We start from the raw sequence: 24,678 nt of genomic DNA, 5'->3' as shown, positions 1-24,678 counted from the left end.
ACGGGCGGCGCCGGCGACGGCCGGCGTCGCTCTCAGGCCCGCGCCAGCGCCCGCCCGGTGGAAAGGCGCACCAGCGCCTTCTGCAGCAGGATGAAGACCAGCAGCAGGAGGCCGATGACGATCTTGGTCCACCAGCTCGACAGCGTCCCGTCGAAGACGATGTAGGTCTGGATGAGGCCCATCGTCAGCACGCCGATCAGGGTGCCGAAGACGAACCCGGCCCCTCCTGACAGCAGGGTCCCGCCGATCACCACCGCCGCGATCGCCGTCAGCTCGGTGCCGACGTTGGCGAGCGGGTAGCCGGACCCGGTGTAGATCGAGAAGACGATCCCCGCGAGGCCTGCCATCGCGCCGGAGAACGCGTAGATGCCGACGGTCGTGGCGCCGACGCGCACCCCCATCAGCCGGGCCGTCGCCTCCCCGCCGCCGAGCGCGAAGACGCTGGCACCGAACCGCGTCTTGTGTGCGACCACCATCCCCGCGGCCACGGTGAGCAGCATGATGATGCCGATCAGCCTCAGCCGCCCCTTCCCGGGCATCACCCAGTAGGCGTCGTCGAGGAGGTCGTAGAACGCGTGCTCGATGGGCACCGAGTCGATGGTCAGCATGTACGCCGCGCCGCGCGCCAGGAACATGCCGGCGAGCGTCACGATGAACGGCGGCATCGCGAGCTTGTGGATGAGCCACCCCATGAACCCGCCGAACGCCGTGGTGATCATCAGCAGCAGCGCGAAGACGATCAGCGGGTGAAGCGGCGTGTCGCGCAGCACCACCGCGATGAAGACCCCGGAAAAGGCGATCACCGAGCCCACCGACAGGTCGATGCCGCCGGAGAGGATCACCACCGTCATCCCCACCGCGACGATGCCGAGGTAGGCGTTGTCGGTGAGGAGGTTGCCGACGACGCGGGTCGACAGCATGAACGGGAACTGCGTCCAGCACACGAACCATGCGAGGAGGAAGATCGCGATGGTCGCCGCGAGGGGGTAGAGGCGCGGGTTCATCGGCCGGTCTCCTTCGCCGAGCGCGCCGGGGCCGGCTCGCGCCGCCGGTCCGCCGCCGCCCGCAGCGCGTGCCACGTGCTGCCGAGGTTCGGGCTCTGCAGGACGAGGATGACGAGGACCAGTCCGGCCTTGATGATGAGGTTGTACTCGGACGGGAAGCCCGCCAGCACGATCCCGGTGTCTATGGTCTGGATGATCAGCGCGCCGATCAGCGACGCGGCGATGGAGAAGCGTCCGCCCAGCAGGGAATTGCCGCCGATCACCACCGCCAGGATCGCGTCGAGCTCCAGCCAGAGGCCGGCGTTGTTGGCGTCGGCGCCGCGGATGTCGGCGGTGGCGACGATCCCAGCCAGCGCCGCGCACAGGCCGGAGGCGACGTAGACCGCGACGAGAAGCACCGTCGCGTTGACGCCGGCGAGCGAGCTTGCCGCGCGGTTCACGCCCACCGCCTCGATCAGCATTCCGAGCGCGGTCCGCCGCATCAGCAGTGTGACGCCGATCCCGGTCACGAGCCACAGGAGCGCCGGCACCGGAATTCCGAGGATCTCGCCGGAACCGAAGAAGGCGAGCCCGGGATCGGAGAAGGTGAGGATGCGCCCCTCGGTGATGAGCTGGGCGATGCCGCGTCCCGACGTCATCAGGATCAGCGTCGCGACGATGGGCTGGATGCCGACGACCGCGACGAGGCACCCGTTCCAGAGCCCGGCCGCCGCGCCCGCGAGGAGGGCCAGGCCGAGGGCGGCGGGAAGGCCGAGACCATGGGTGATCGCCCATGCCGCCACCGCGCCGGTGATCGCCATCACAGTGCCGACCGAGAGGTCGATGCCGCGCGTCGCGATCACCAGCGTCATGCCGACGGCAAGGAGCGCCACCGGCGCGCCGCGTTTCAGCACGTCCATCACCGGCCCGACGAGGCGCCCGTCGGCCATGGTGATGCGCAGGAAGTCCGGAAAGAACAGCGTGACCAGCGCCACCACCGCGGCGAGCGTGAGGATCTGCGGCGCCAGCCGGCGCAGGAGGCTCATGCCGCGTCCTCCGCGCGGCCGCCGTTCTCCGGCGCGGCGATCGCCCGCACGATCGTGTCGGAGGCGATCTCGCCTCCCGTCAGCTCCGCGACGTGGCGGCGGTCGCGCACCACGATGACACGGTCCGAAACGGCGATGAGTTCGTCGAGCTCGGAGGAGATGACGAGGATCGCCATCCCCTTCTCCTCGGTGACGGCCTGGATCAGGCGCAGGATCTCGGCGTGGGCGCCGACGTCGATGCCCCGGGTCGGCTCGTCGAGGATGAGGAAGCGCGGGTTCATGGCGAGCCATCGCGCGAGGACGGCCTTCTGCTGGTTCCCGCCGGACAGCTCGCCGATCGGCTTCTCGGCACTGGATGTGCGGATGTCGAGCCTGGCGATGTACTCGTCCGCGAGCCGCTGCTGCTCGGCGCGGGGGATCGGCCGCGCCCACCCCCGCCGCGCCTGCAGCGCCAGGACGATGTTTTCGCGCACCGAGAGGTCGGCGACGATCCCGTCGGCCTTGCGCTCCTCCGGCGCGAAGCCGAACCCGGCGGCAATGGCGGCCCGCGGCGAGGAGAGGTCGAGCGGCCCGGACGCATCGCGCGCGGTGCCGGAGTGGGCATGTGCGACACCGAACATGAGCTCGGCGGTCTCCGTCCGCCCCGAGCCCAGGAGCCCCGCGAGGCCCAGCACCTCCCCGCGCCCGACAGTGAGGTCGAACGGTTCGACATGGCCGCGGCGGCCGAAATTCTCGAACCGCAGCAGCTCGGGGCGCGTCACGCTGGCGTCGTGGGCCTTGGCGTGGTCCGTCACCTCCTCCTCGAGGGCGCGGCCGAGCATGTGCTCGATGAGGCGGACACGGTCGAGGTCGGCGGTCCGCTCCGTCGCTACCTTGCGCCCGTTGCGCAGGACCGTCACCCGGTCGGTCAGCGCGAACACCTGGTCGAGGAAGTGCGACACGAAGACGATGCCGAGTCCACGCGCACGCAGCCCCCGGACCACGTCGAACAGCATCCGCACCTCTCGCGCGTCGAGGCTCGCGGTCGGCTCGTCGAGGATCAGCACCTTGCCGGACAGCGCGACGGCGCGGGCGATGGCGACGATCTGGCGGATCGCCACCGAGTAGGCCGACAGGTCCCGCCGAACGTCAATGTCGAGGCCGTAGCCCTCCAGCATTGCCTCCGCCTGGCGGCGCTGGGCCCCGGCGTCGACCATGCCGAAGCGCGTCGGCTCGCGGCCGAAGGTGAGGTTCTGCGCCACCGTCAGGTTCGGCAGGAGGTTCACCTCCTGGTAGACGGTGCCGATGCCGAGGTCCTGCGCCTCCGAGGTCGAGCGCGGCGAGATCGGCTCGCCGTCCAGCACGATCTCGCCCGCGTCGCGGCGGTAGGCGCCGGTGAGGCACTTGATGAGGGTGGACTTGCCCGCCCCGTTCTCGCCGAGCAGCGCGTGGATCTCGCCCGCCGCCAGGTCGAAGTCGACCCCGTCGAGGGCGACGGTGCCGGGAAAGGTCTTGGTGAGCGAGCGGATGGTCAGGAGCATGGCGTCACTCCGCAGAGGGGGCGGGGTTGTGGCGCGGACGAGATCGCCCGCGCCGGCGCGTCAGTAGCCGAGACCCTTGCGGGCTTCGTACTGGCCCTTCGGGTCGTCCGAAGCGGTGTAGAGTTTCGATTCCGTCTGGATGAACTTCTCCGGCGCCTCGCCGCTGTCCCAGTAGGTTTTTAGCGCGTCGAAGGCGGGGCCGGCCATGTTCGGCGTCAGCTCCACCGTGGCGTTCGCCTCGCCGTTCGCCATCGCCTGGAAGATGTCGGGCACGGCGTCGATCGAGACGACGAGGATGTCCTCGCCCGGCTTCAGCCCGGCTTCCTTGATGGCCTGGATGGCGCCGACGGCCATGTCGTCGTTATGGGCGTAGAGGGCGCAGATGTCCTTGCCGCCGTTCTCGGCCTGCAGGAAGCTCTCCATCACCTCCTTGCCCTGGGCGCGCGTGAAGTCGCCGGTCTGGCTGCGGATGATCTCGATGTTGTCATGACCCTTGATGGCGTTCTCGAACCCGGTCTTGCGGTCGATGGCGGGCGAGGAGCCGGTCGTGCCCTGCAGCTCGACGACGCGGCAGTCCTTGCCGTCGACGGCGTCCACCAGCCACTGCCCGGCCACCTCGCCCTCGTGGACGAGGTCGGAGCCGACGGCGGTGAGGTAGAGGTCGTCATCCGAGTCCACCTGCCGGTCGAGGAGCACCACGGGGATCTCCGCGTCCTTGGCCTCCTCCAGCACGCTGTCCCACCCGGTGGCGACGACCGGCGCCAGGAGGATGGCGTCGACGCCCTGGGCGATGAAGGAGCGGATGGCGGCGATCTGGTTCTCCTGCTTCTGCTGCGCGTCGGAGAACTTGAGGTCGATGCCGCGCTCGTCGGCCTGCTGCCTGGTGATGGTCGTCTCGGCCGCGCGCCAGCCCGATTCCGAGCCGATCTGCGCGAAGCCCACGGTCTGGGCCGACGCCGCGGCGGTCCCGAACGCGAGAGCCGCAACCGTCGTCATGAACAGTGATTTCATTGTTTTCTTTTCCTCCCGGTTGCTGGCGGCGCAGCGTTCGCCACCGCCCCGCCCCCGGCACCGGACCACCCGGCACCGGTATTCGTGCCCCGTCGCCGCCGGATCGACCTGGTGTCGCCAATCCGGAGCGCCGTGGGATGTTCAGGCCGCACCACCGCTCGCGTCGCAGCGTCGTGCCCGTCGCCGGGCCGTGCCCGGACCGCCCTGCGCCACGATCCCGGTCCCTCCGACCGCGCGGCGATGACCGCCGGCGGCGTCCATGTCAGCGGTCCCCGGCGAGGGCGGGATCGACGAATGCGGGCGCGTCCACCCGCCGGCCGAGCGTGAAGGCGTCGGCGACGAGGACCATCGGGCGGAGGTCCACTTCACAGGTGCGCGCCGCCAGCAGCTCCGCAAATCGCGCGTAGAGCGACGGGTATTCGCCCTCGATGCCGGGCGCGGACCACGCCTCGCCCTGCTGCGCCCCGCCGTCGACGCTCATGATCGCCCCGCCCTGGTCGAGGGTGAGCGTGCCGGCGTCCGTCTCGACCACCTGCCGCCACATCGGATCGCCCTCGTGGAGGAAGTCGAGAGCGGCGAGGACCCGTTCGCCGCGCGGGCCCGCCATCTCCACCTCGGCGGCAATCGGTGTCTCGCAGTTCACCGGAAAGCGAAGCTCGGCGGCGGTCACGTGGACCGGCACCGGCAGGATCTCGGTGAGGATGGAGAAGGCGTTGATCGCCGGGTCGAAGACGCCGAGGCCGCCCGCCTGCCAGATCCACTGCTGGCCGGGGTGCCAGACGCGGACGTCCTCCTTCCAGTCGATCCGCACCAAGCGGATCCGCCGTCCCGCCAGGAACGCCTTGGCCGCCGCGACCGATGCCGCATGGCGCGAGTGCCAGGTCGCCTGAAGGGTGAGCCCCCTCGCCTCGGCCAGCGCCGCGAGGTCGTGGACCTCCGAGAGGCTCGCGCCCGGCGGCTTCTCCAGCATCACGTGCCGTCCGGCCTCGAGGGCGGCGCGGGCGCCCGCGTAACGGACCTGCGGCGGATTGCAGAAGCTGATCGCCGGGATGTCCGGCCGCGCGGCGAGGAGCGCGTCGAGGGTGGCGAAATTGTCCACCCCGTCGACGCCGCCCGAGCGGCTGACGGTGGCGGCGAGGCGGAAGTCCCCGCTCGCCTCGATCGCCGGGACATGCTGGTCGCGGGCGATCTTGCCGACACCCACGATCGCGACGTCAGTGACTGTCACGGGGGACCTCCCGGCCGCGGCAGCCCTTCAGGAAGTCGAAGTCCGCTCCGGTGTCCGCCCCCTCGACGTGGTCGACGTAGAGCCGCGTGTAGCCGCCGTTGGCGCCCGGCGGGGTCGGCGGCGACCAGACCGCGAGGCGCGCGGCGATCTCCTCTTCCGGCACGTCGAGGTGCAGGCGCCGCGCCTCGACGTCGAGCTCGATCATGTCGCCCGTCCGCACCACCGCGAGCGGCCCGCCGGCGGCGGCCTCGGGCGTCGTGTGGAGGACGACGGTGCCGTACGCGGTGCCGGACATGCGCGCGTCGGAGATGCGCACCATGTCGGTGATGCCCTTCTTCAGCACCTTGGGCGGCAGGCCCATGTTGCCGACCTCGGACATGCCGGGATAACCCTTCGGCCCGCAGTTCTTCAGCACCATGACGCACGTCTCGTCGATGTCGAGCGCGTCGTCGTCGATCTTCGCCTTGTAGTCGTCGATGTCCTCGAAGACGACGGCGCGGCCGCGGTGCCGCATCAGTGCCGGCGTCGCGGCGGAGGGCTTCAGCACCGCCCCGCCGGGCGCGAGGTTGCCCTTCAGCACCGCGATGCCGCCGGAGGCGGTGAGCGCCCCGTCGGCGGGACGGATGACGTCCTCGTTCCAGTTCACCGCGTCCTTCACCTCCTCCCAGATCGGTCCGCCGGAGACGGTGATGGCGTCCTTGTGGAGCATCCCCGCCTCGCCGAGCCGCTTCAGCACCACCGGAAGCCCGCCGGCGTAGAAGAACTCCTCCATCAGGTACTTGCCCGACGGCATCAGGTTCACGATCGTCGGCACATCCCGCCCCAGCCGGTCCCAGTCGTCGAGCGAGAGATCGACCTCGACGCGGCCGGCCAGCGCCAGCAGGTGGACCACGGCGTTGTTAGAGCCGCCGATGGCCCCGTTGGTGCGGATGGCGTTCTCGAACGCCGCCTTGGTGAGGATGTCGGACGGCTTCAGGTCGTCCTTCACCATCTCCACGATCCGCCGGCCGGAGAGTTGCGCCATCACCCGCCGCCGCGCGTCGACGCCTGGGATCGCCGCGTTGCCGGAGAGCGCCATGCCGAGCGCCTCGGCCATCGAGGCCATCGTCGAGGCGGTGCCCATCGTGTTGCAGGTGCCCGACGAGCGGCTCATCGCCTGCTCGGCCTCGAGGAAATCGGCCTGCGTCATCTTCCCGGCCTTGATGTCCTCGCTCATCTGCCAGAGCGCGGTGCCCGAGCCGACGCGCTCGTTGCGGAACCAGCCGTTCAGCATCGGCCCGCCGGTGACGACGATGGACGGGATGTCGGTGGAGGCCGCGCCCATCATCAGCGACGGGGTGGTCTTGTCGCAGCCCACGAGCAGCACGGCGCCGTCGATCGGCTGGGCGCGCATCGTCTCCTCGACCGCCATCGCGGCGAGGTTGCGGTACATCATCGCCGTCGGTCGGTAGGTGTTCTCCGACGCGGAGAAGACCGGCACCTCGAGCGGAAAGCCGCCCGCCTCCCAGACCCCCGCCTTCACCTTCTGCGCCAGCTCGCGAAGGTGGCCGTTGCAGGGGGTCAGCTCGGACCATGTGTTGAGGATGCCGATGACCGGCCGCCCGTCGAACAGGTCGTGCGGATAGCCCTGATTCTTGAGCCAGCCGCGGTGGTAGATGTTGTCGCGAGAGGTGCCGCCGTACCACTCCTGCGATCTCAGACGGCGCGGCCATTCGGCTTTCTTGAAGGTCATCGTTCTCTACAGGGCCCGGATTTCGGTGCGCGGCTCCGCCGTGCCGCGCGGGGTGAAGACGAGGGCGTTGCGCAAGGGCAGCCCGAATGGCGCGGCCTCGATCTCGAACACGTCCCCGTCGCGCGCCGTCACGCCCTCCGAGAAGGAGATCGTCGCGGTGCCGAACATATGGACGTGCAGATCACCCGGCTGGCGGAACAGCGGGTATTTGAAATGATGGTGCTCGAGGTTGGCAAGGCTGTGGCTCATGTTCGCCTCGCCCGACAGGAAGGGCTTCTCGAAGATCACCGCCGCGCCGCGGCGGATGCGCGAGACGCCCTCGACATGCCGCGGCAGCTCGCCGACGAGAAGCTCCGGCCCGATGGAGGCCGGCCGCAGCTTGGAATGGGCGAGGTAGAGGTAGTTGCGCCGCTCCATCACGTGGTCGGAGAACTCGTTGGCGAGCGCAAAGCCGAGACGCACCGGCGTCGTGTCCGGCGCGATCAGGTAGACGCCGGCGATCTCGGGCTCCTCGCCGCCGTCCTCGGCGAAATCCGGCGCGGTCAGCGGCGCGCCGGGCGCGGCGAGCGCGGTGCCGTTGCCCTTGTAGAACCATTCCGGCTGCACGCCCGCATGCCCGTTCGCGGGCTTGCCGCCTTCGAGGCCCAAGCGGAACATGCGCATCGAATCGGTCTCCCCGCCCGCCGCCGTCCGGTGCATCTCCGCCCGGGTCGAGGCCGATCCCACGTGGGTGAGGCCTGTCCCGGTGAGGTGCAGGTGCGCGGGGTCCGGGTGGGTGACGGGCGGCAGCAGCCGGCCCGCCGCGTAGATTGCCTCGAGGTCGACGGCGGAGCCGAGCCCCAGCGCCAGGATCCGCTCCTTGAGCGTCGCCCCCTCCTCGATGCAGCGCTGCGCGAGGCGGTAGAGGGTGTCGCGGGTGCGCACCTCGTAAGCCTCCGTGCCGTGGCGCGCGATGATCTGCACGCCCCCGTCCTCGCGCCGGCATTGGGAGAGGAGCATCGGCCCTATCCCTTCTTCTTGTTCATCACGTCGAAGATGACGGCGGCGAGCAGCACGAGGCCCTTGATGACCTGCTGCCAGTCGATGCCGATGCCGAGGATCGACATGCCGTTGTTCATGACGCCCATGATGAAGGCGCCGACCACGGCCCCGACGACGGTGCCGACGCCGCCCGACATCGACGCGCCGCCGATGAAGACCGCCGCGATGACGTCGAGCTCGAAGCCGATGCCGGCCTTGGGCGTCGCGGTGTTGAGCCGCGCGGCGAAGACGAGGCCGGCGAGCGCGGCCAGCATCCCCATGTTGGCGAAGGTGAGGAAGACGAGCCGCCTCGAGTTGATGCCCGACAGCGACGCCGCCTTCTCGTTGCCGCCGATGGCGTAGATGCGCCGGCCGAGCGTCGTGCGGCTGGTGATGAAGGAATAGACGGCGATGAGGAGCGCCATCACGATGAAGACGTTCGGCAGGCCGCGGAAGTCCGCCATCAGCCACGACATGTAGACGAGCGCGGCGAAGATCACCGCGTTGCGGGCGACGAACAGCGCGAACGGCTCCTCCACGAAGCCGGCCTTCTGCTGCCGCTGGCGCTGCCGCACGCCGAGCCAGACGAGGATCGTCGCCACGGCGACGCCGGCGAACAGCGAGAAGAGGTTGAGGCCCGATCCGCCGAAGATATCCGGCACGAAGCCCGACGCGATCAGCCGGAACTGCGGCGGGAACGGGCCGACCGACTGCCCCTCCAGCAGGCCGAGGGTCAGCCCCTTGAAGACGAGCATGCCCGCCAGCGTGACGATGAACGAGGGGATCCGGAAATAGGCGACCCAGAACCCCTGCGCCATGCCGATCATCGCGCCGACGCCGAGGCACAGGACACCGGCGAGGAGCCAGGGCATGTTCCACTCGACGATCATCACCGCCGCCAGCGCGCCGACGAAGCCCATCACCGAGCCGACCGAGAGGTCGATGTGGCCGGAGACGATCACCAGCAGCATCCCCACCGCCATGATGACGACGTAGGAGTTCTGCAGGATGAGGTTGGTGAGGTTCACCGGCTTCAGCAGGATGCCGCCGGTCGCGATCTGGAAGAAGGCCATGATCACGACCAGCGCGATCAGGATGCCGTATTCCCTGAGGTGGCCCTTCAGGAATTCGCCGAGGGACTTGCCGGCGGGGCGTTCGGGATGGCCCGCGACGGCGGTTGTCGTTTCGCTCATGCGGGTTCTCCCGACTTGATGATGGTGGCCATGATCCGCTCCTGGCTCGCCTCGGCGGTCGCCATCTCACCGACGAAGCGCCCCTCGTTCATGACGTAGAGGCGATCGGTGATGCCCAGGAGCTCGGGAAGCTCGGAGGAGATGACGATGATCGCCTTCCCCTGCGCCGCGAGATCGCGGATGACCGTGTAGATCTCGAACTTGGCGCCGACGTCGATCCCGCGCGTCGGCTCGTCGAGGATGAGGATGTCCGGGTCGGCGAACAGCCACTTGGACAGGACGACCTTCTGCTGGTTGCCGCCGGAGAGGTTGACCGTCGCCTGCTCGATGGAGCTCGACTTGATGGCGAGGCGGCTCCGGTAGGTCGTCGCCACCTCCGCCTCGCGGTGGCGGTCCACCACGCCGTTGTTGGCGATCGCCTCGAGGTGGGCGAGCGGGACGTTGCGGCGGATCGTGTCGTCGAGGATGAGGCCCAGCGTCTTGCGGTCCTCGGTGGCGTAGGCGAGCCCGGCGTTGATCGCGCTCCGGACGGAGGAGAGGTCCGCCCTGACGCCGTTGATCGTCACCTCGCCGGAGATGTCGCGACCGTAGCTGCGGCCGAAGAGGCTCATCGCGAGCTCCGTCCGCCCCGCGCCCATGAGGCCGGCGATCCCCAGCACCTCGCCGCGGCGCACGGTGAAGCTGACGTCGTCGACGACGCGCCGCTCGGAGTGCAGCGGGTGATGGACGGTCCAGTTGCGGACCTCCATCACGACCTCGCCGGGGTCGTGCGGGACCCGCGCCGGGTAGCGGTCCTCAAGCGAGCGGCCGACCATGTTGCGGATGATCTCGTCCTCGTCGACACCGGCACCCTCGGCGGCGGCACCCGGGGCATCTGCGCCGGCGCCGCCGGCATCCGCGTCGCGGCGGCGGCAGTCCATCCGCGCCACCGCCGCGCCGTCACGCAACACGGTGATGGTGTCGGCGACCTTCGCGATCTCGTTCAGCTTGTGGGAGATGAGGATCGAGGTGATCCCGCGCTTGCGGAAGTCCAGCAGGAGCTCGAGCAGCTTGGCGCTGTCGGTCTCGTTGAGGGAGGACGTCGGCTCGTCGAGGATGAGGAGGCGCACGTTCTTCGACAGCGCCTTGGCGATCTCCACGAGCTGCTGCTTGCCGAGGCCGAGCTCGTCGACCAGCACCTCGGGGTTTTCCTTCAGCCCCACCCGCGCCATCAGCTCGGCCGCCCGGTCGTGCGTCTCGTGCCAGTCGATGATGCCGCGGCGCGCACGCTCGTTGCCGAGAAAGATGTTCTCGGCCACCGAGAGCAGCGGGATGAGCGCCAGCTCCTGGTGGATGATGATGATGCCGAGGTCTTCGCTGTCGCGGATGCCGCGGAAGGCGCGCACCTTGCCATCGAAGACGATGTCGCCGGTGTAGGTGCCGTGCGGATAGACGCCGGAGAGCACCTTCATGAGGGTGGATTTTCCGGCCCCGTTCTCGCCGACGAGGGCGTGGATCTCGCCCTCGGCCACCGACAGGGAGACGTTGTCGAGCGCCTTCACACCAGGGAATTCCTTGGTGATCCCGCGCATCTCCAGGATGACGGACATGAGTGTGCCTCGCCTAGAATGAAAGGCCGCCCGCCGGATCCGGACCGGCGGACGAGGTGGGCCGGCGCGTCAGGCGCCGGCCGCGGGAGGAACGGTCAGTCGATCTGGCCCTTGTCGTAGTAGCCGCTGTCGACGAGCACCTTCTCCCAGTTCTCGGCGGTCACCGGGACCGGCTCCAGGAGGTAGGACGGGACGACCTTGACGCCGTTGTCGTAGGTCTCGGTGTCGTTGATCTCCGGCTCCGAGCCTTCGAGCAGGGCGTCGACCATGCCGACCGTCACGCGGGCGAGCTCGCGCGTGTCCTTGAAGATGGTCGAGTACTGGTCGCCGCGCAGGATCGCCTTGACGGACGGCACCTCCGCGTCCTGCCCGGTCACGATCGGCATCTTCTGGTCGCCCGAGCCGTAGCCGACGCCGGTCAGCGAGGAGATGATCCCGATGGACAGTCCGTCGTACGGCGAGAGCACGCCGTGGATCGTCTTGTCGGTGTAGTTGGCGGAGAGGAGGTTATCCATGCGCGACTGGGCGACCGAGCCGTCCCAGCGCAGGGTGCCGACGGTGTCCATGCCCGTCTGCCCGGAGGGAATGGCGATCTTGCCCTCGTCGATGAGCGGCTGCAGCACGCTCATGGCGCCGTTGTAGAAGAAGTAGGCGTTGTTGTCGTCAGGCGAGCCGCCGAACAGCTCGACGTTCCAGGGCGACACGTCCGGGAAGCGCTCCTTCAGCCCGTCCACCAGGGTCTGCGCCTGCTGCACGCCGACCTTGAAGTTGTCGAAGGTGGCGTAGTAGTCGACGTCCCCCGAATCGCGGATGAGGCGGTCGTAGGCGACGATCTTGATGTCGGCCGCGGCCGCGTTCGCCAGCGCGTCGGAGAGCGTGGTTCCGTCGATCGCCGCGATCACCAGCACGTTGACGCCCTTGGTGATCATGTTCTCGATCTGGGCGAGCTGGTTGGGAATGTCGTCTTCGGCGTACTGGAGGTCCGTGGTGTAGCCGGCCTCCTCGAACTGCTTGACCATGTTGTTGCCGTCGTCGATCCAGCGGGCCGACGACTTGGTGGGCATGGCGATGCCGACATATCCCTTGTCCTGGGCCAACGAGGGCGTGGCGATCAACAGGGCGAGCGCCGTCGCGCCCAGAACACGTCTGGTGAAACGCATGGATTGTCCTCCCTCAGCCGGACGCTCGCCCCCGTCCCGGGATGGCCGCGCCGACGATTATTTTCATGTCCCGCAACTGATGCGTGCGAGCGGTGGTGCCCGACCTTGCGCCGTTGCGCTATACCGAGCAAATAAGAATTTGTGGCTGTGATATAGCAATTTTGGGATAACACCTATGGATGTCGCATCCGGCGCGGCCCGTGGACACCTGCTGCGGGACGAGTTGCTGCGCCGCGGATTGCGCCTGCCGCAGCTTCGCCTCCTGGTCGCGCTGCAGGACACAGGACAAGTGTCCGGCGCGGCGGCGCAGATGTCGATGACGCAGCCTGCCGCCTCCCGCCTGTTGTCGGAGCTGGAGCGGATGGTGGACGCCCGCCTCTACGACCGCCACGCCCGTGGCGTGACCCTGACGCCGGCCGGCGAGACCCTCGCCGCCCGCGCCCGCGAGATCCTCTACCGCCTCGACCAGGTGCAGACCGAGATCGCCGCGCTGACGAGCGGCGTGCACGGCCTGGTGCGCATCGGCAGCGTCACGGGTCCCGCAGTGGACCTCATCCTGCCGCTCATCAGGGACCTTCGCATCGCCTATCCGGAGATCGAGCTGTCGGTCCATGTCGACACCAGCGACAAGCTCGGCGAGGCGCTCCTGTCGCGCGATCTCGACTTCTACATCGGCCGCGTGATGGAGGGGGTGGACCGGCGCGCGATCCGGCTCGAGCCCATCGGGCCGGAGCCGGTGTCGCTCATCGTGCGCAACGGACACCCGCTCACCCGGCGCGAGGACATCACCCTCGCCGACTGCCTGCACTACGACTGGATCATGCAGGAGGAAGGCGGCCTGCTGCGGCGCACCGCGCGCGACTACCTGCTGAGCCACGGCTATGAGCAGCCCAAGCGCATCCTCAGCACCTCGTCGACGCTGCTGACGCTCGCCATCATCAGCGAGACCAACGCCATCGCCCCCATCGCCACCGCGGCGAGCAACTTCTACGCCTCGCCGAGCGCGTTCGGCGGCGGCATCCACCGCCTGAAGGTGGCGCAGGACATGGTGGTCGACCCCTACTCGCTGGTGCTCCTGCGCGACCACGAGGCCTCGCCCGCGATGCTGCGGGTGCTGGACCTCCTGCGCCAGAAGATCCGCCGCCGCTATGGCGGGGACGGAACGCTCCCCGCCACCGGCGACCTGATCGCGCCCGCTACATGATGAAGTCCGACGCGGTCACCTCGGCGATCACCGTGTCCTGAAGCGTGATCGAGACGCTGTCGGCGACCGCGTCGCCGTCGAGGTCGACCGTATCGGCCACCAGGTTGCGGTCGAAGTCGAACTCGATCACCACGTCGCTGCCGGAGGTGGTGAGGAGAAGGTCGGCCATCTTGATCGCCCCGCCCTTCACCGCGCGGAAGGTGCCGAGGTTGATCTGGTCGCCGTGCAGCATCGAGACGATCGTGTCGTGCCCGAAGTCGCCGGAGAACATGTAGATGTCCTTGTGTGCGCCGCCGTCGAGCGTGTCGTCGCCGGCAGCGCCGGTGAGCGTGTCGAGGCCGACGCCGCCGAGGAGCACGTCGTCGCCCTCCCCGCCGTCGAGCCGGTCGTTGTCGCGCCCGCCGTCCAGCGTGTCGCCGCCGCCGCTGCCGAGAAGCTGGTCGCGTCCGTCGTCGCCGAAGAGCAGGTCGTCGCCGTCCTCGCCGTCGACGATGTCGTTGTCGCGTCCGCCGGAGAGGCTGTCGCCGTCCGCGCCGCCGAGGATCCGGTCCGTGCCGACGCCGCCGTCGACGGTGTCGCTGCCGGCGCCGCCGTCCAGCGTGTCGTTGAACGTTCCGCCGAGGATGAGGTCGTCCCCGTCGCCGCCCTCGCACAGGTCGTAGCCGGCGCCGCCGTCCAGCGTATCGTTGCCGTCCTCGCCGTAGAGCCTGTCGTTGTTCTGGTCGCCGGTGATGCTGTCGTCGCCGGCGCCGCCGTAAAGCGTGTCGTTGCCGGAGTAGCCGACGAGCGTGTCGTCGCCGCCCAGCGCGCTCGCCACGTCGTTGCCCGCGCCGGAGTTGATCATCTCGGACGAGGTGGTCCCGGTGAGCGCGTCGGACCCCCGCCCGCCGATGATCGGCGCAGGTGTCGGATCCGGAGCCGGATCCGGCGTCGGGTCGGGGTCGGCGGCGAAGAGGTCGGTCGTCAGGTCGATGCTTCCGCCGCCGCCCGCGGACCAGACGATGGACCCGAAGCCGGCGCCGCCGGCCTGCGCCGTGGCCCATCCCGCAAGCAGGATCGTCCCGCTCTGCGTCGTGCCGCCGGAGCCGCCCGCCACCGTCACCAGCAGGTCGTCGTTGTTGGCCGCGAGCGCCGTCGTGATCATCGCCTCGGTGACGAGGCTGCCGAAGCTGATGACGTTCGCCGTCTCGCCGAGGTCGGCTGCGCCGGAAAGCGTGTCGTTGCCGAAGACGCCCTCGAAGGTGAACGTATCGGTCCCGGATCCGCCGTCGAGGACGTCGTCGCCGGCATCGCCGACGAGCGTGTCGTTGTCGGCCCCGCCGCTGATGCTGTCGCCGTCCGCCCCGCCGTCCAGCGTGTCGGCGCCGGCTCCGCCGAGGAGCGTGTCCGCGCCCGCGTCGCCGGCGACACTGTCCGCCCCGCCGAGCCCGGAGAGCGCGTTCGCCGCGCCGTTGCCGATGATCGCGTCGTCGAGGCTGCCGCCGGTCGCGTTCTCGATGACGACGCCGTTGGCGATGGTGAAGCCGCCGAACACCCCGTTGGCGTACGACACGAAACCGCCGCCGCCGACCTCGTCACCGAGGGTCGCCGCGCGCAGGTCGATGAGGTTTGCAACGCTCGCCGCGCCGACGATCTCGTCCGTGCCACCCGCGTCCCAGATGCAGGAATAGTACGTGCCGGCGACGTTGGAGCCGGACAGCGTATAGGTGTCGTCCCCCGTCGCCGTCGTCATGTTGGCGCCGTACATGAGCTGCAGCGCGGCGATGTCGAGCGCCATCGGCGTCCCCTCCCAGCCGAGATCGGCGTAGTAGGAGCTGCCGGCCGGGGCGGTCTGCCAGCCGTCGTTGTAGGACATCATCGTGTAGACGCCCTGGTTCATGTCGTAGTCGCCGTAGTCGCCGAACGGGCCCGACACGCTCGGGAAGATGCTCGACAGGCCGGCATTGTCGTGCGGGTGCGCGAGGCCCAGGGCGTGGCCGAGCTCGTGGATGAAGGTGATGTAGTCGTAGCCGCCGACCTCGATCGCCGGGCCGACATAGGCGTCCTGGTTGACCGTGATGACGCTCTGGTAGTCGCCGTGGATCGAGCTGTAGGCGCCGCCGGGAAAGTTGGCCCAGCCGAGCGCGCCCTGCCCGTCCACGTTGTCGACGCACGCCCAGATGAGGTCGGCGTCCGCCTGGCTCGCGACGGCCGTGAAGGTGATGTTGCAGACGTCGGCGATCATCGACATCGCCTCGTTCATCGCATCGATCTCAGCCTGCGTGATCGAATCCTGCGCGGTGATGCTCTGCGCGCCGTGGGTGAGCGTCTCGTCCCCGCTCGTCCCGGCGATGTAGACGCTGATGGTGGTCGGGGAGCCTCCGGAGGACCACTGCACCCCGGAGAGAAGGCCGCTGAGCCAGGTGTTGCCCGACGACGGGCCGTTGGTCGGCGTTGCTGTTCCAGCCATGATCTACTCGTTACTCGGTACACGTTACGCTGCCGGTGGGACGACGGGTCGCCGCCGGGCGGCCCTCGGAGCGGCGACGGCCGCGCGTCAGGGCATCCGCACGAGAGTGTCAGGCGAGGCTGGGACGGGACTGGCGGGGCTGCCGGCGACGCTCTGTCGCTTCTGCAGCAGCCCCTTGCGCGGCGGCGGTCAGACCGCCTCGACGCTGCGGCGGAAGGCGAGGCGCATCTGCTTGTCGGTCTCGATCAGCGCGAGATAGACGGCGCCGACCGCGACGATGAGCACGCCGTCGAAGAACGGCACCGCCGTCGTCCCGAACAGCGTCTGCATCGGCGGCAGGTAGGTGATCAGGAACTGCCCGAGCGTCACCACGACGACGCACAGCCACACCACCTTGGTGCCGCGCGCCGCATCCCATCGCAGCGACGCGCCGTAGATGTTGCGCACGAAGAAGAGGTGGAAGATCTCGAGCACGACCAGCGTGTTCATCGCCATCGTCTGCGCGAGCGCCAGCGGATAGCCCTGGCCGAGGGCGTAGACGTAGATCCCGAACACGCCGCACAGGAAGAACGCGGACGCCAGCGCGATGGACCATATCTGCCCGCCGTCCAGCAGCGGCGCATGCCGGGCGCGCGGCGGCCGGCGCATGGTGTTGGGCTCGGACGGCTCGAACGCGAGCGCGACGCCGAGCGTGACGCCGGTGATGAGGTTCACCCACAGGATCTGCACCGCCGTGATCGGCAGCGACATGCCGATGAAGAGCGCGATCACGATGGTCATCGCCTCGCCCGCGTTGGTGGGCAGCGTCCAGATGATCACCTTCTTGATGTTGTCGTAGACCGTCCGGCCTTCACGCACGGCCGCGACGATGGAGGCGAAGTTGTCGTCGGCGAGGACCAGCTCGGCCGCCTCCTTGGCGGCCTCGCTCCCCTTCTGGCCCATGGCGATGCCGGCGTCCGCGCGCTTCAGCGCCGGCGCGTCGTTCACCCCGTCGCCGGTCATCGCGACGGTCAGGCCGCGCGCCTGCAGCGCCGTCACGAGGCGCAGCTTGTGGGCGGGCGAGGTGCGGGCGAAGACGTCGGTGACGAGCGCCGCCTCCGAGAGCTCGGCGTCGTTCATCACCTCGATGTCGGCGCCCGTCAGCACGCTGTCGGTGTTGGTGAGGCCGATCATGGCGCCGATGGCGCGCGCCGTCGCGCTGTGGTCGCCGGTGATCATCTTCACGCGGATGCCGGCGGCATGGCACTCGGCGACCGCGGCGATCGCCTCCGGCCGCGGCGGGTCGATCAGGCCGACGAGGCCGATCAGCGTGAGGTGGTGGGCGAGGTGGCCGGGGTCGAGGGCCTCGCCGTCCGGCGCGGCGCGGCGGACGGCGAGGGCAAGCACGCGCTGGCCGTTCTCGGCCAGCCGCTCCACCGTCTCGTGCCAGGCGGAGGGGTCGATCGGCGCGGTCCCGGCGGCGCAGAGCTGGTCGGCGCACATGGCGATCAGCACCTCCGGCGCGCCCTTGACGTAGATCGTGGCGCTGCCGTCGGTCTCCTCGTGCAGCACGGCCATGTAGCGGTGGGCGGCATCGAAGGGGATCGCGTCGAGACGGCGCCCGCCGGCGAACGGGCGCGCCCCCTCGCCCGAGACCTTGCCCGCGAACGCCATCAGCGCGCCCTCCATCGGGTCGCCCTCGATGCGCCAGTCCGTCTCGCCCTGCGCGAGGACCGCGTCGTTGCAGAGGGCGGCGGCGCGGGCGAACTCGGCGAGGATCGGATGGCTCGCAGCGTCGACCGTCTCGTGGCCGACCTGGATGACGCCTTCCGGCGAATAGCCGTCGCCGTCGACCGTGTAGATGGCGTCGGAGGACGCCAGCGCGGCGACCATCATCTCGTTGCGCGTCAGCGTGCCGGTTTTGTCCGAACAAATGACAGAAACCGAACCGAGGGTCTCGATGGCCGGCAGCCGGCGCACGATGGCGTTGCGACGCGCCATCGCCTGGACGCCGACCGCGAGGGTGATCGTCAGGACCGCCGGGAGCCCCTCCGGGATCGCCGCCACCGAGAGGCCGACGACGGCCATGAAGAACTCGGCGAAGCCGCGGTGGTCGACGAAATAGCCGTAGGCGAGGAGGAGCGCGGCGAGGAGCAGGATGAAGATGCTGAGCCAGCGGGCGAAGACGTCCATCTGGCGCACCAGCGGCGTCGTCAGCGTCTCCACCTCGGCGAGCATGCCGCTGATGTGGCCGATCTGCGTGTGGACCCCCGTCGCCGCGACGACGCCGCGCGCGGTTCCGGCGGCGACGAGCGTGCCGCTGAACAGCATCGAGGTGCGGTCGCCGAGGGCAGCGTCCGCTGCCACCGGCCCACTGCTCTTCTCCACAGGGACGGACTCGCCGGTAAGAATTGCTTCCTCGGCCTTCAGCCCGCGTGCTTCGATCAGGCGCAGGTCCGCCGGCACCCGGTCGCCGGCCTCGACCAGCACGATATCGCCGGGGACGAGGTCGTCGGCGTCCACGCTCTGGCGTGCCCCGTCGCGCAGGACCGCCGAGTGCGGCGCCAGCATGCCGCGGATCGCCGCCATAGCCTCCTCGGCGCGCCCCTCCTGGATGTAGCCGATCAGCGCGTTGACGATGACGACGGCGAGGATGACGCCGGTGTCGATCCAGTGCGCGAGTGCCGCCGTCACCACCGCCGAGCCGAGCAGGACGTAAATCAGGACGTTGTGAAACTGGGAAACGAAGCGCAGCAGCGCGCTGCGCTTCGGCGGCTCCGGAAGTCGGTTCGGCCCGTAGGTCGCCAGCCGGCGCCGCACCTCGTCGCTGGCGAGACCGTCCGGCGAGGCGCCTGTCGCCGTCAGGGCATCCTGGACCGTCAGGGCGTGGGTTTCGGGAAGCTGAGGGTCCGTTGCCATGGCGAGCCGTCCTGTCGTTTATCCGGCGCTCAATTTCACACTCTCGTTTATCGCGAGGATGAAGACGCCGGTTCAAGTCTCGCCGAAGACCACCGCGGCGGCGCTGCTTTAGATCAACCGATCATGCAGGAATATAAGCCGATGATAGCCTCGCGGGTTTGCATGCCCATGCGGCATTCACTATAATGCCGGCCTATATTGATCCAAAGATTGGGGAATAGTGCCATGCGCCTCTCGTCGAATGGCTTTCGGCGAGCGCTTGCGGCCCATGGGCAAGTCTCACGACGCACCGTGCTGGCGTCTGCGGTCGGGGCCCTCGTCACCGCGTCCGCGGTGAAGGCCAGGGCGCAGGCGCCTCGCGTTCTCCATGTCGACAGCTACCATCAGGGCAACGAGTGGAACGACCGGATCGCCGCCGAGTGCCGCCGCATCATCGAGGGCGCGGGCGGGCAGTGGCGCATCTTCCACCTCGACGCCAAGCGCCGCCCCGCGCCGGAGCAGATCGAGGAGGCCGCCCGCCGCGCCACCGAGATCGTCGCCGAATGGAAGCCGGACGTGCTGACCACCTCGGACGACCCGGCCGCCGAGTACCTCATCATGCGCTACTACCGGGACGCCGACCTGCCGGTCGTCTTCTGCGGCGTGAACTGGGACGCCTCGGTCTACGGCCTGCCCTACACCAACACCGCCGGCATGGTTGAGGTGTCGGCGATCCCGCAGATCATCTCGCTGATGCGCCCGCTGGCGAAGGGCGACCGCCTCGGCCTCATCACCGAGGAGACGCCCACCAAGCGCAAGGAGATGAAGGAGCACATCCGCCTCTTCGACCTGCACTACGACAGGACCTGGTTCGTCTCCGACTTCGAGGCGTGGACCGAGGGCTTCCTCGAGGCGCAGGAGCAGGTGGACATGCTCCTCCTCCTGGGCGTCGGCGCGGTCACCGACTGGGACGACCGGGCGGCGCGCCGGCTGGCGCAGACGCGCACCGCGATCCCCACCGGGACGGACTTTCCGTGGCTGATGCCCTACGCCCTCCTCGGCGTCGGCAAGCGGCCGGAGGAGCAGGGCCGGTTCGCCGCCGAGACCGCGCTCGCCATCGCCGCCGGCACCGATCCTCGCGACATCCCGATCGCCTACAACACCGAGGGCGACCTGCTCTTCAATCCGCTCATCGCGCGCCACCTCGGCGTCGCCAAGATCCCTCCCCTCGCCACGCTGGTGGACTAGCGTGACCGCCGCGAGGGTCCGCATCACCACGGCACGACCGGTCGCCCGGCCGTGCGCGCGGACGAGCTTGCCGGCACCGGTCAGCTCGACCGCACGTTAGGCGCGCGCCCGTGGGCTGGGCGGGTTTCGGCACGATCTTCCCGCGGCGCAACTCGCTCGCCGCACGCACGCTGGCGCGCGTTGCGACGCGGATCGCCATCGTCGTCCTCATCGGCGCGGTGATCACCTCCTACAAGGTGCACAGCGGACTGGAGTCGGAGGCGGTCGCCGGCCTCGAGCGGTACGCCCTCGAACGGCGCGCGCGGGAAAGCCAGGTGCTGCTCGAGGCCGAGGACGGCGTGGCGATGTTCGCGCGCGAGTACCGCGCTGCCTACCTGAGGACGGCCGACGACGGCGACCGCTTCTCCGCGCTCTTCGCGGCGGGGGAAAACGGCGCGACCCGCACCCGACCGGAAGTGTTCGAGAGCGACGCGGTGAGCGGCTTCATCGGCCGCCGCGTGCGCATCGACGACGATACAAGGCGCACCCTTCTCGCCGGTTACGAAGTGCTGCAACGCTTCGCACCGGCATGGCGCAACCGCTTCGCCAACGCCTACGTGGTGACCCCGCAGAACGCGGTGCTGATGTTCTGGCCCGGCCGCTCCTGGGCCGCCGAGGGCAGCGAATGGGGCATCTACGGCAAGATCGACCTCATCCAGGGCGGCACGTCGCCGTCGGCCGCCACCGAGGACGAGCGCGACCACCCGCACTGGTCGCGCCTCTATTTCGACTACGGGATGAATGAGTGGGTCGTTTCCGTCACCCAGGCCGTCTGGGACGGTGACCGCTACGTCGCCCTCGTCGGCCACGACCTCCTCCTGGCGGAACTGATCGAGCGCGTGGTGAGCGAGGACAAGTCGGGCATCTACAACCTGCTGTTCGACCCCGAGGGCAACCTCCTCGCCCATCCCCGCTTCATGGAGGCGATCCAGGCCAGCGGCGGCGCGCTCCCCGTCCGCGAGACCGAGGACGAGCACCTCAAGGCGGTGTTCCAGTCCGCCGCGCGTCTGGCGCCGACGTCCGGCATCGCCGAGCTGATCGGTCACAACGAGATCATCGCCGCCTCGGTGCTCAACGGCACCGGCTGGTACCTCGTGACCATCTTCCCGAAGGCGATCATCAACTCGCAGGCGCAATGGATCGGCTGGCTGGTGCTCGCCCTCGGCTTCGGCGCGCTCCTGATCGAGCTGTCGATCCTCTCCACCATGCTGAGCCGGCACGTCGGCGAGCCGCTCGCCGCGCTGGTGCGCACGGCGGACAAGCTGCGCCTCGGCCGGTCGGAGGCGGAGGGCGCCCTCACCGAGCTCGACCCGGAGCGGCCCGACGAGCTCGGCACCCTGTCGCGCGCCTTCCGGGGCATGGCGCGGGCGCTGGAGAAGCGCGAGGCGGACCTCTCCAGCGGCAACGCCGAGCTGACGCGCCTCGCCGCCGAGCTCAGGCGCGAGTTGGCCGAGCGCGAGCGGGCCGAGAGCGAGCTCGCCCGCCAGCGCGACTTCGAGGCGCTGCTCAACAGCGTCGACCACGGCGTCCTCTTCCTCGACGCCAACCTCAACGTCCGGACGGCGAACCCGGCCTACAGGCGCATCTGGCAGACGCCGGCCGACTTCTACGACGTGCCGCGCACCCTGCGGGACGACATGGAGCAGAGCCGCAACCAGGGCCTCTACATCCAGTCCGACGAGGTATGGCCGGCGTGGCGGGAGAAGCGGATCGAGCGGGTGAAGGCCGGCGACATTCCCGCCTACGAGCTCGAGCTCTCCAACGGCACCGTGCTCGAATACCAGTGCATCGCGCTGCCGGACGGCGGGCGGATGCTGACCTACTACGACATCACCGCGCTCAAGAACTCCGCCTCGCGGCTGCGGACCTTCCTGCACGGCATGGAAGCCTCGATGGACGGCATGGCGCTCGCCGACAGCGCCGGCTGCTACCGCTGGGTCAACGAATCGCACGCCCGCGTCTACGGCTTCGCCCGCGAGGAGATGATCGGGATAAGCTGGACGGAGCTCTACGACCAGTCCGAGCTGAAGCGCTTCCAGGAGGACATCATGCCGGCCCTCAGCAGCGCCCGGACCTGGCGCGGCGAGGCGACCGGGCGGCGCAGCGACGGTTCGCTCTTCCCGCAGGACCTCTCGCTCAGCGTGACCGAGGACGGGGGCATCGTGTGCGTCGTGCGGGACGTGACCGAGCGCAAGACGCGCGAGCGCGCGCTCGACCGCGCGCTCGCCGAGGCGGAAAGCTCCAACGCCGCCAAGTCGCGTTTCCTGGCGGCCATGAGCCACGAGCTGCGCACCCCGCTCAACGCGGTCATCGGCTTCGCCCGGATCGTCCACCGCAAGACCGAGGGCATGATTCCGCAGCGGCAGGCCGAGAACCTCGAGAAGATCCAGCTCAGCGGCGAACACCTCCTGAAGCTGATCAACGAGATCCTCGACCTGTCGAAGATCGAGGCCGGTCGGATGGACGTCGCGGTCGCGCCCTATTCCCCGGCCGGCATCGTCGAGGAGTGCATGCGCACGATCGAGCCGATGGTGGCGACGGGCGTGAAGCTCGTCTCCGAGATCGACGCCGCGCCGCCCGAGGCGATCGGCGACGCCGCGAAGCTGCGGCAGATCCTTACCAACCTGCTGAGCAACGCGGCGCGGCACACCGAACAGGGCCAGATCACCGTGACGGCCGCCAGCCACAAGGGGAACCTGAGATTGACCGTCGCCGATACGGGTCCCGGGATCCCTGAGGAATTCCGCGGCCTGATCTTCGAGGAGTTCGGCCAGGTCGGCGGCCCGCACGGCCGCCCGTCGGGCGGGACGGGACTCGGCCTCACCATCAGCCGCCGCCTCGCCCGGCTGATGGGGGGTGACCTGCGCGTGCGCAGCACCGTCGGCGCAGGCTCCACGTTCATCGTCGACCTGCCGCTGCAGATGCGCGGTGCGGTCGACGACGTCGTCGAGGTCGCCTCATGACCGGGCGTCACCGCATCGCCGTCATCGAAGACATCGAGATGAACCGCGACCTGCTGGTGCAGCTACTGGAGGACCGGGCCGACATCCGCTGTGCCGTCGACGGCGAAAGCGGGCTCGCCCTGGTGCGCGCCTGGCGCCCGCACCTCGTGCTGCTGGACCTCTCGGTGCCGCTGATGGACGGCTGGACCGTCGCGCGCTGCATCAGGGACTGCCCGGAGCTGTCGGGTACGTACATCGTCGCGTTGACTGCGCATGCGATGGCCGGAGACCGCGAGCGCGCGCTCGACGCCGGCTGCGACGAGCACATGACCAAGCCCATCGACGAACGGGCGCTCTTCGCGCTCCTCGACCGGAATTTGGGACCATGACCGAACCTGCCCGGATCCTCATCGTCGACGACACGGCCTACAACCGCGACATCCTCATCGAGGAACTGGAGGACCTCGGCCACCGCACCCAGACCGCGGTGGACGGGTTCGACGCGCTGGAGCGCATCGCCAAGGCGCCGCCCGACCTCATCCTCCTCGACCTGATGATGCCGCGGCTCGACGGCTTCGGCGTCCTCACCGCGCTGCGTGACCGGCGCGAATACGCCGACATCCCGGTGATCGTCGTCTCCGCGCACCACGAGATCGACCGCGTCGTGCGCGGGATCGAGCTCGGCGCGGTAGACCACCTGCCCAAGCCCATCGAGCCCGCCATCCTCGGCGCACGGGTCAACGCCTGGCTGGAGCGGAGCCGCGCCCGGGTGCGCGAGCGGGCCTACATCGCCGAGATCGAGCACCAGCGGGCGCGCGGCGACGCGCTGCTCGAGGCGATCCTGCCGCGCGAGGCGATCCGCGAGCTGAGCACCACCGGCCGGGTCGAGCCCCGCGCCCACTCGGACGTGGCGATCCTCTTCATCGACGTCGCCGGCTTCAGCAGGTTCACAACCGCGACCGACCCGCACGAGGTGGTCGACGTCGTCAGCATGCTGTCGGACGCGGCGGAGCGCTCGGCCACCGCCGAGGGCGTCGAGAAGCTGAAGATGGTCGGCGACGCCGCGGTCATCACCGGCAACCTGATGCGCCCGCACGAGGCGCCGGTCGCCGCCTGCATCGCCTGCGCGAAGGCGCTGATGGCCGAGCCGTGGCTGAAGAAGTACGACCTCGGCCTCCGGGCCGGCCTCACCTACGGGCCCGTCCTCTCCGGCATCACCGGACGCACCCGGATGGCGTTCGACATCTGGGGCCAGGCGGTCAACACCGCCGCGCACCTCTCAGGCCTGCCGGGGCGGGACGTCATCTACCTTGACGGCCGGGCCGCCGCCCTCGGCGCGCCGGCCGCCGAGCCGATCGGCCCCATGCAGCTGAAAGGGGTCGCGGCGATCGACGTCTACCGCCTCTGCTGCGAGCCGGCCGGTCCGGTCGGCTGATC

Annotated in this window: 17 protein-coding genes; 5 read left to right on the top strand and 12 right to left on the bottom strand. The window is 69.6% G+C overall.

The genetic code is table 11. The features are described 5' to 3' along the window. Positions 1-32 precede the first annotated feature (32 nt). From yjfF to chvE, 10 genes are all read right to left on the bottom strand, one after another. Positions 33-1,004, bottom strand: coding sequence for a galactofuranose ABC transporter, permease protein YjfF (gene yjfF / locus DLJ53_RS25750; protein ID WP_111350657.1), 972 nt, complete (start codon positions 1,002-1,004; stop codon positions 33-35). Further along, positions 1,001-2,029 (bottom strand): ABC transporter permease, encoded by a 1,029-nt coding sequence (locus tag DLJ53_RS25745; protein ID WP_111350594.1) that lies wholly within the window; start codon positions 2,027-2,029, stop codon positions 1,001-1,003. The genes yjfF and DLJ53_RS25745 overlap by 4 nt, the downstream gene beginning before the upstream one ends. Continuing rightward, complete coding sequence (locus tag DLJ53_RS25740; protein WP_111350592.1) at positions 2,026-3,549, bottom strand: sugar ABC transporter ATP-binding protein; 1,524 nt, start codon at positions 3,547-3,549, stop codon at positions 2,026-2,028. Before DLJ53_RS25740 ends, DLJ53_RS25745 begins: the two co-directional genes overlap by 4 nt. Positions 3,550-3,609: 60 nt before the next feature. Further along, complete coding sequence (gene ytfQ, locus DLJ53_RS25735; protein WP_111350590.1) at positions 3,610-4,560, bottom strand: galactofuranose ABC transporter, galactofuranose-binding protein YtfQ; 951 nt, start codon at positions 4,558-4,560, stop codon at positions 3,610-3,612. A gap of 262 nt (positions 4,561-4,822) precedes the next feature. Then, the gene (locus DLJ53_RS25730) at positions 4,823-5,788 is read right to left on the bottom strand and encodes a Gfo/Idh/MocA family protein (RefSeq protein WP_111350588.1); all 966 of its coding nucleotides are present in this window, start codon (positions 5,786-5,788) and stop codon (positions 4,823-4,825) included. Further along, positions 5,775-7,520, bottom strand: a complete 1,746-nt coding sequence (araD, locus tag DLJ53_RS25725; RefSeq protein WP_111350586.1) for an L-arabinonate dehydratase — start codon at positions 7,518-7,520, stop codon at positions 5,775-5,777. Before araD ends, DLJ53_RS25730 begins: the two co-directional genes overlap by 14 nt. A gap of 6 nt (positions 7,521-7,526) precedes the next feature. Next, the gene (gene araD1 / locus DLJ53_RS25720; protein WP_111350585.1) at positions 7,527-8,519 is read right to left on the bottom strand and encodes an AraD1 family protein; all 993 of its coding nucleotides are present in this window, start codon (positions 8,517-8,519) and stop codon (positions 7,527-7,529) included. 5 nt (positions 8,520-8,524) lie between these two features. Then, positions 8,525-9,733 (bottom strand): multiple monosaccharide ABC transporter permease, encoded by a 1,209-nt coding sequence (mmsB, locus tag DLJ53_RS25715; protein ID WP_111350583.1) that lies wholly within the window; start codon positions 9,731-9,733, stop codon positions 8,525-8,527. Next, positions 9,730-11,322, bottom strand: a complete 1,593-nt coding sequence (mmsA, locus tag DLJ53_RS25710; RefSeq protein WP_111350581.1) for a multiple monosaccharide ABC transporter ATP-binding protein — start codon at positions 11,320-11,322, stop codon at positions 9,730-9,732. Before mmsA ends, mmsB begins: the two co-directional genes overlap by 4 nt. A 95-nt stretch (positions 11,323-11,417) precedes the next feature. Beyond that, positions 11,418-12,482 (bottom strand): multiple monosaccharide ABC transporter substrate-binding protein, encoded by a 1,065-nt coding sequence (gene chvE / locus DLJ53_RS25705; RefSeq protein ID WP_111350579.1) that lies wholly within the window; start codon positions 12,480-12,482, stop codon positions 11,418-11,420. Positions 12,483-12,657: 175 nt separating this feature from the next. Here chvE and DLJ53_RS25700 point away from each other — a divergent pair, with 175 nt between their 5' ends. Then, entirely contained in the window at positions 12,658-13,686 is a 1,029-nt protein-coding gene (locus DLJ53_RS25700) for a LysR family transcriptional regulator (RefSeq protein ID WP_111350577.1), read from the top strand. On the opposite strand, the gene DLJ53_RS25695 is transcribed toward DLJ53_RS25700, so the two are convergent. Both DLJ53_RS25695 and DLJ53_RS25690 read right to left on the bottom strand, forming a co-directional pair. Further along, positions 13,679-16,135, bottom strand: coding sequence for a matrixin family metalloprotease (locus tag DLJ53_RS25695; protein ID WP_111350575.1), 2,457 nt, complete (start codon positions 16,133-16,135; stop codon positions 13,679-13,681). The genes DLJ53_RS25700 and DLJ53_RS25695 overlap by 8 nt on opposite strands. 189 nt (positions 16,136-16,324) lie before the next feature. Beyond that, a complete protein-coding gene (locus DLJ53_RS25690) occupies positions 16,325-19,033 on the bottom strand; it encodes a cation-transporting P-type ATPase (protein WP_111350573.1) in 2,709 nt (902 codons plus the stop codon). A 291-nt stretch (positions 19,034-19,324) separates the two neighbouring features. Between DLJ53_RS25690 and DLJ53_RS25685 the strand changes: the two genes are divergently transcribed. The 4 genes from DLJ53_RS25685 (at position 19,325) to DLJ53_RS25670 (ending at position 24,676) form a co-directional block, all read left to right on the top strand. Next, entirely contained in the window at positions 19,325-20,260 is a 936-nt protein-coding gene (locus DLJ53_RS25685) for an ABC transporter substrate-binding protein (protein WP_111350571.1), read from the top strand. Positions 20,261-20,370: 110 nt separating this feature from the next. After that, entirely contained in the window at positions 20,371-23,262 is a 2,892-nt protein-coding gene (locus DLJ53_RS25680; protein WP_111350569.1) for an ATP-binding protein, read from the top strand. Beyond that, complete coding sequence (locus DLJ53_RS25675; protein WP_111350567.1) at positions 23,259-23,630, top strand: response regulator; 372 nt, start codon at positions 23,259-23,261, stop codon at positions 23,628-23,630. The genes DLJ53_RS25680 and DLJ53_RS25675 overlap by 4 nt, the downstream gene beginning before the upstream one ends. Further along, a complete protein-coding gene (locus DLJ53_RS25670; RefSeq protein WP_111350566.1) occupies positions 23,627-24,676 on the top strand; it encodes a response regulator in 1,050 nt (349 codons plus the stop codon). The genes DLJ53_RS25675 and DLJ53_RS25670 overlap by 4 nt, the downstream gene beginning before the upstream one ends. The last annotated feature ends 2 nt before the right edge of the window (positions 24,677-24,678 follow it).

The organism is Acuticoccus sediminis (genome assembly GCF_003258595.1).
Classification (GTDB): Bacteria; Pseudomonadota; Alphaproteobacteria; order Rhizobiales; family Amorphaceae; genus Acuticoccus; species Acuticoccus sediminis.
This window is presented reverse-complemented; position numbering and strand designations above follow the sequence as displayed.

Excerpts from the sequence above, each read along its gene's own strand:
- chvE (WP_111350579.1), bottom strand. The coding sequence starts at position 12,482 with ATGCGTTTCACCAGACGTGTTCTGGGCGCGACGGCGCTCGCCCTGTTG.
- yjfF (WP_111350657.1), bottom strand. The coding sequence starts at position 1,004 with ATGAACCCGCGCCTCTACCCCCTCGCGGCGACCATCGCGATCTTCCTC.
- DLJ53_RS25700 (WP_111350577.1), top strand. The coding sequence starts at position 12,658 with ATGGATGTCGCATCCGGCGCGGCCCGTGGACACCTGCTGCGGGACGAG.
- araD1 (WP_111350585.1), bottom strand. The coding sequence starts at position 8,519 with ATGCTCCTCTCCCAATGCCGGCGCGAGGACGGGGGCGTGCAGATCATC.
- mmsB (WP_111350583.1), bottom strand. The coding sequence starts at position 9,733 with ATGAGCGAAACGACAACCGCCGTCGCGGGCCATCCCGAACGCCCCGCC.
- DLJ53_RS25745 (WP_111350594.1), bottom strand. The coding sequence starts at position 2,029 with ATGAGCCTCCTGCGCCGGCTGGCGCCGCAGATCCTCACGCTCGCCGCG.
- DLJ53_RS25675 (WP_111350567.1), top strand. The coding sequence starts at position 23,259 with ATGACCGGGCGTCACCGCATCGCCGTCATCGAAGACATCGAGATGAAC.
- DLJ53_RS25670 (WP_111350566.1), top strand. The coding sequence starts at position 23,627 with ATGACCGAACCTGCCCGGATCCTCATCGTCGACGACACGGCCTACAAC.
- DLJ53_RS25695 (WP_111350575.1), bottom strand. The coding sequence starts at position 16,135 with ATGGCTGGAACAGCAACGCCGACCAACGGCCCGTCGTCGGGCAACACC.
- araD (WP_111350586.1), bottom strand. The coding sequence starts at position 7,520 with ATGACCTTCAAGAAAGCCGAATGGCCGCGCCGTCTGAGATCGCAGGAG.
- DLJ53_RS25690 (WP_111350573.1), bottom strand. The coding sequence starts at position 19,033 with ATGGCAACGGACCCTCAGCTTCCCGAAACCCACGCCCTGACGGTCCAG.
- DLJ53_RS25740 (WP_111350592.1), bottom strand. The coding sequence starts at position 3,549 with ATGCTCCTGACCATCCGCTCGCTCACCAAGACCTTTCCCGGCACCGTC.
- ytfQ (WP_111350590.1), bottom strand. The coding sequence starts at position 4,560 with ATGAAATCACTGTTCATGACGACGGTTGCGGCTCTCGCGTTCGGGACC.
- mmsA (WP_111350581.1), bottom strand. The coding sequence starts at position 11,322 with ATGTCCGTCATCCTGGAGATGCGCGGGATCACCAAGGAATTCCCTGGT.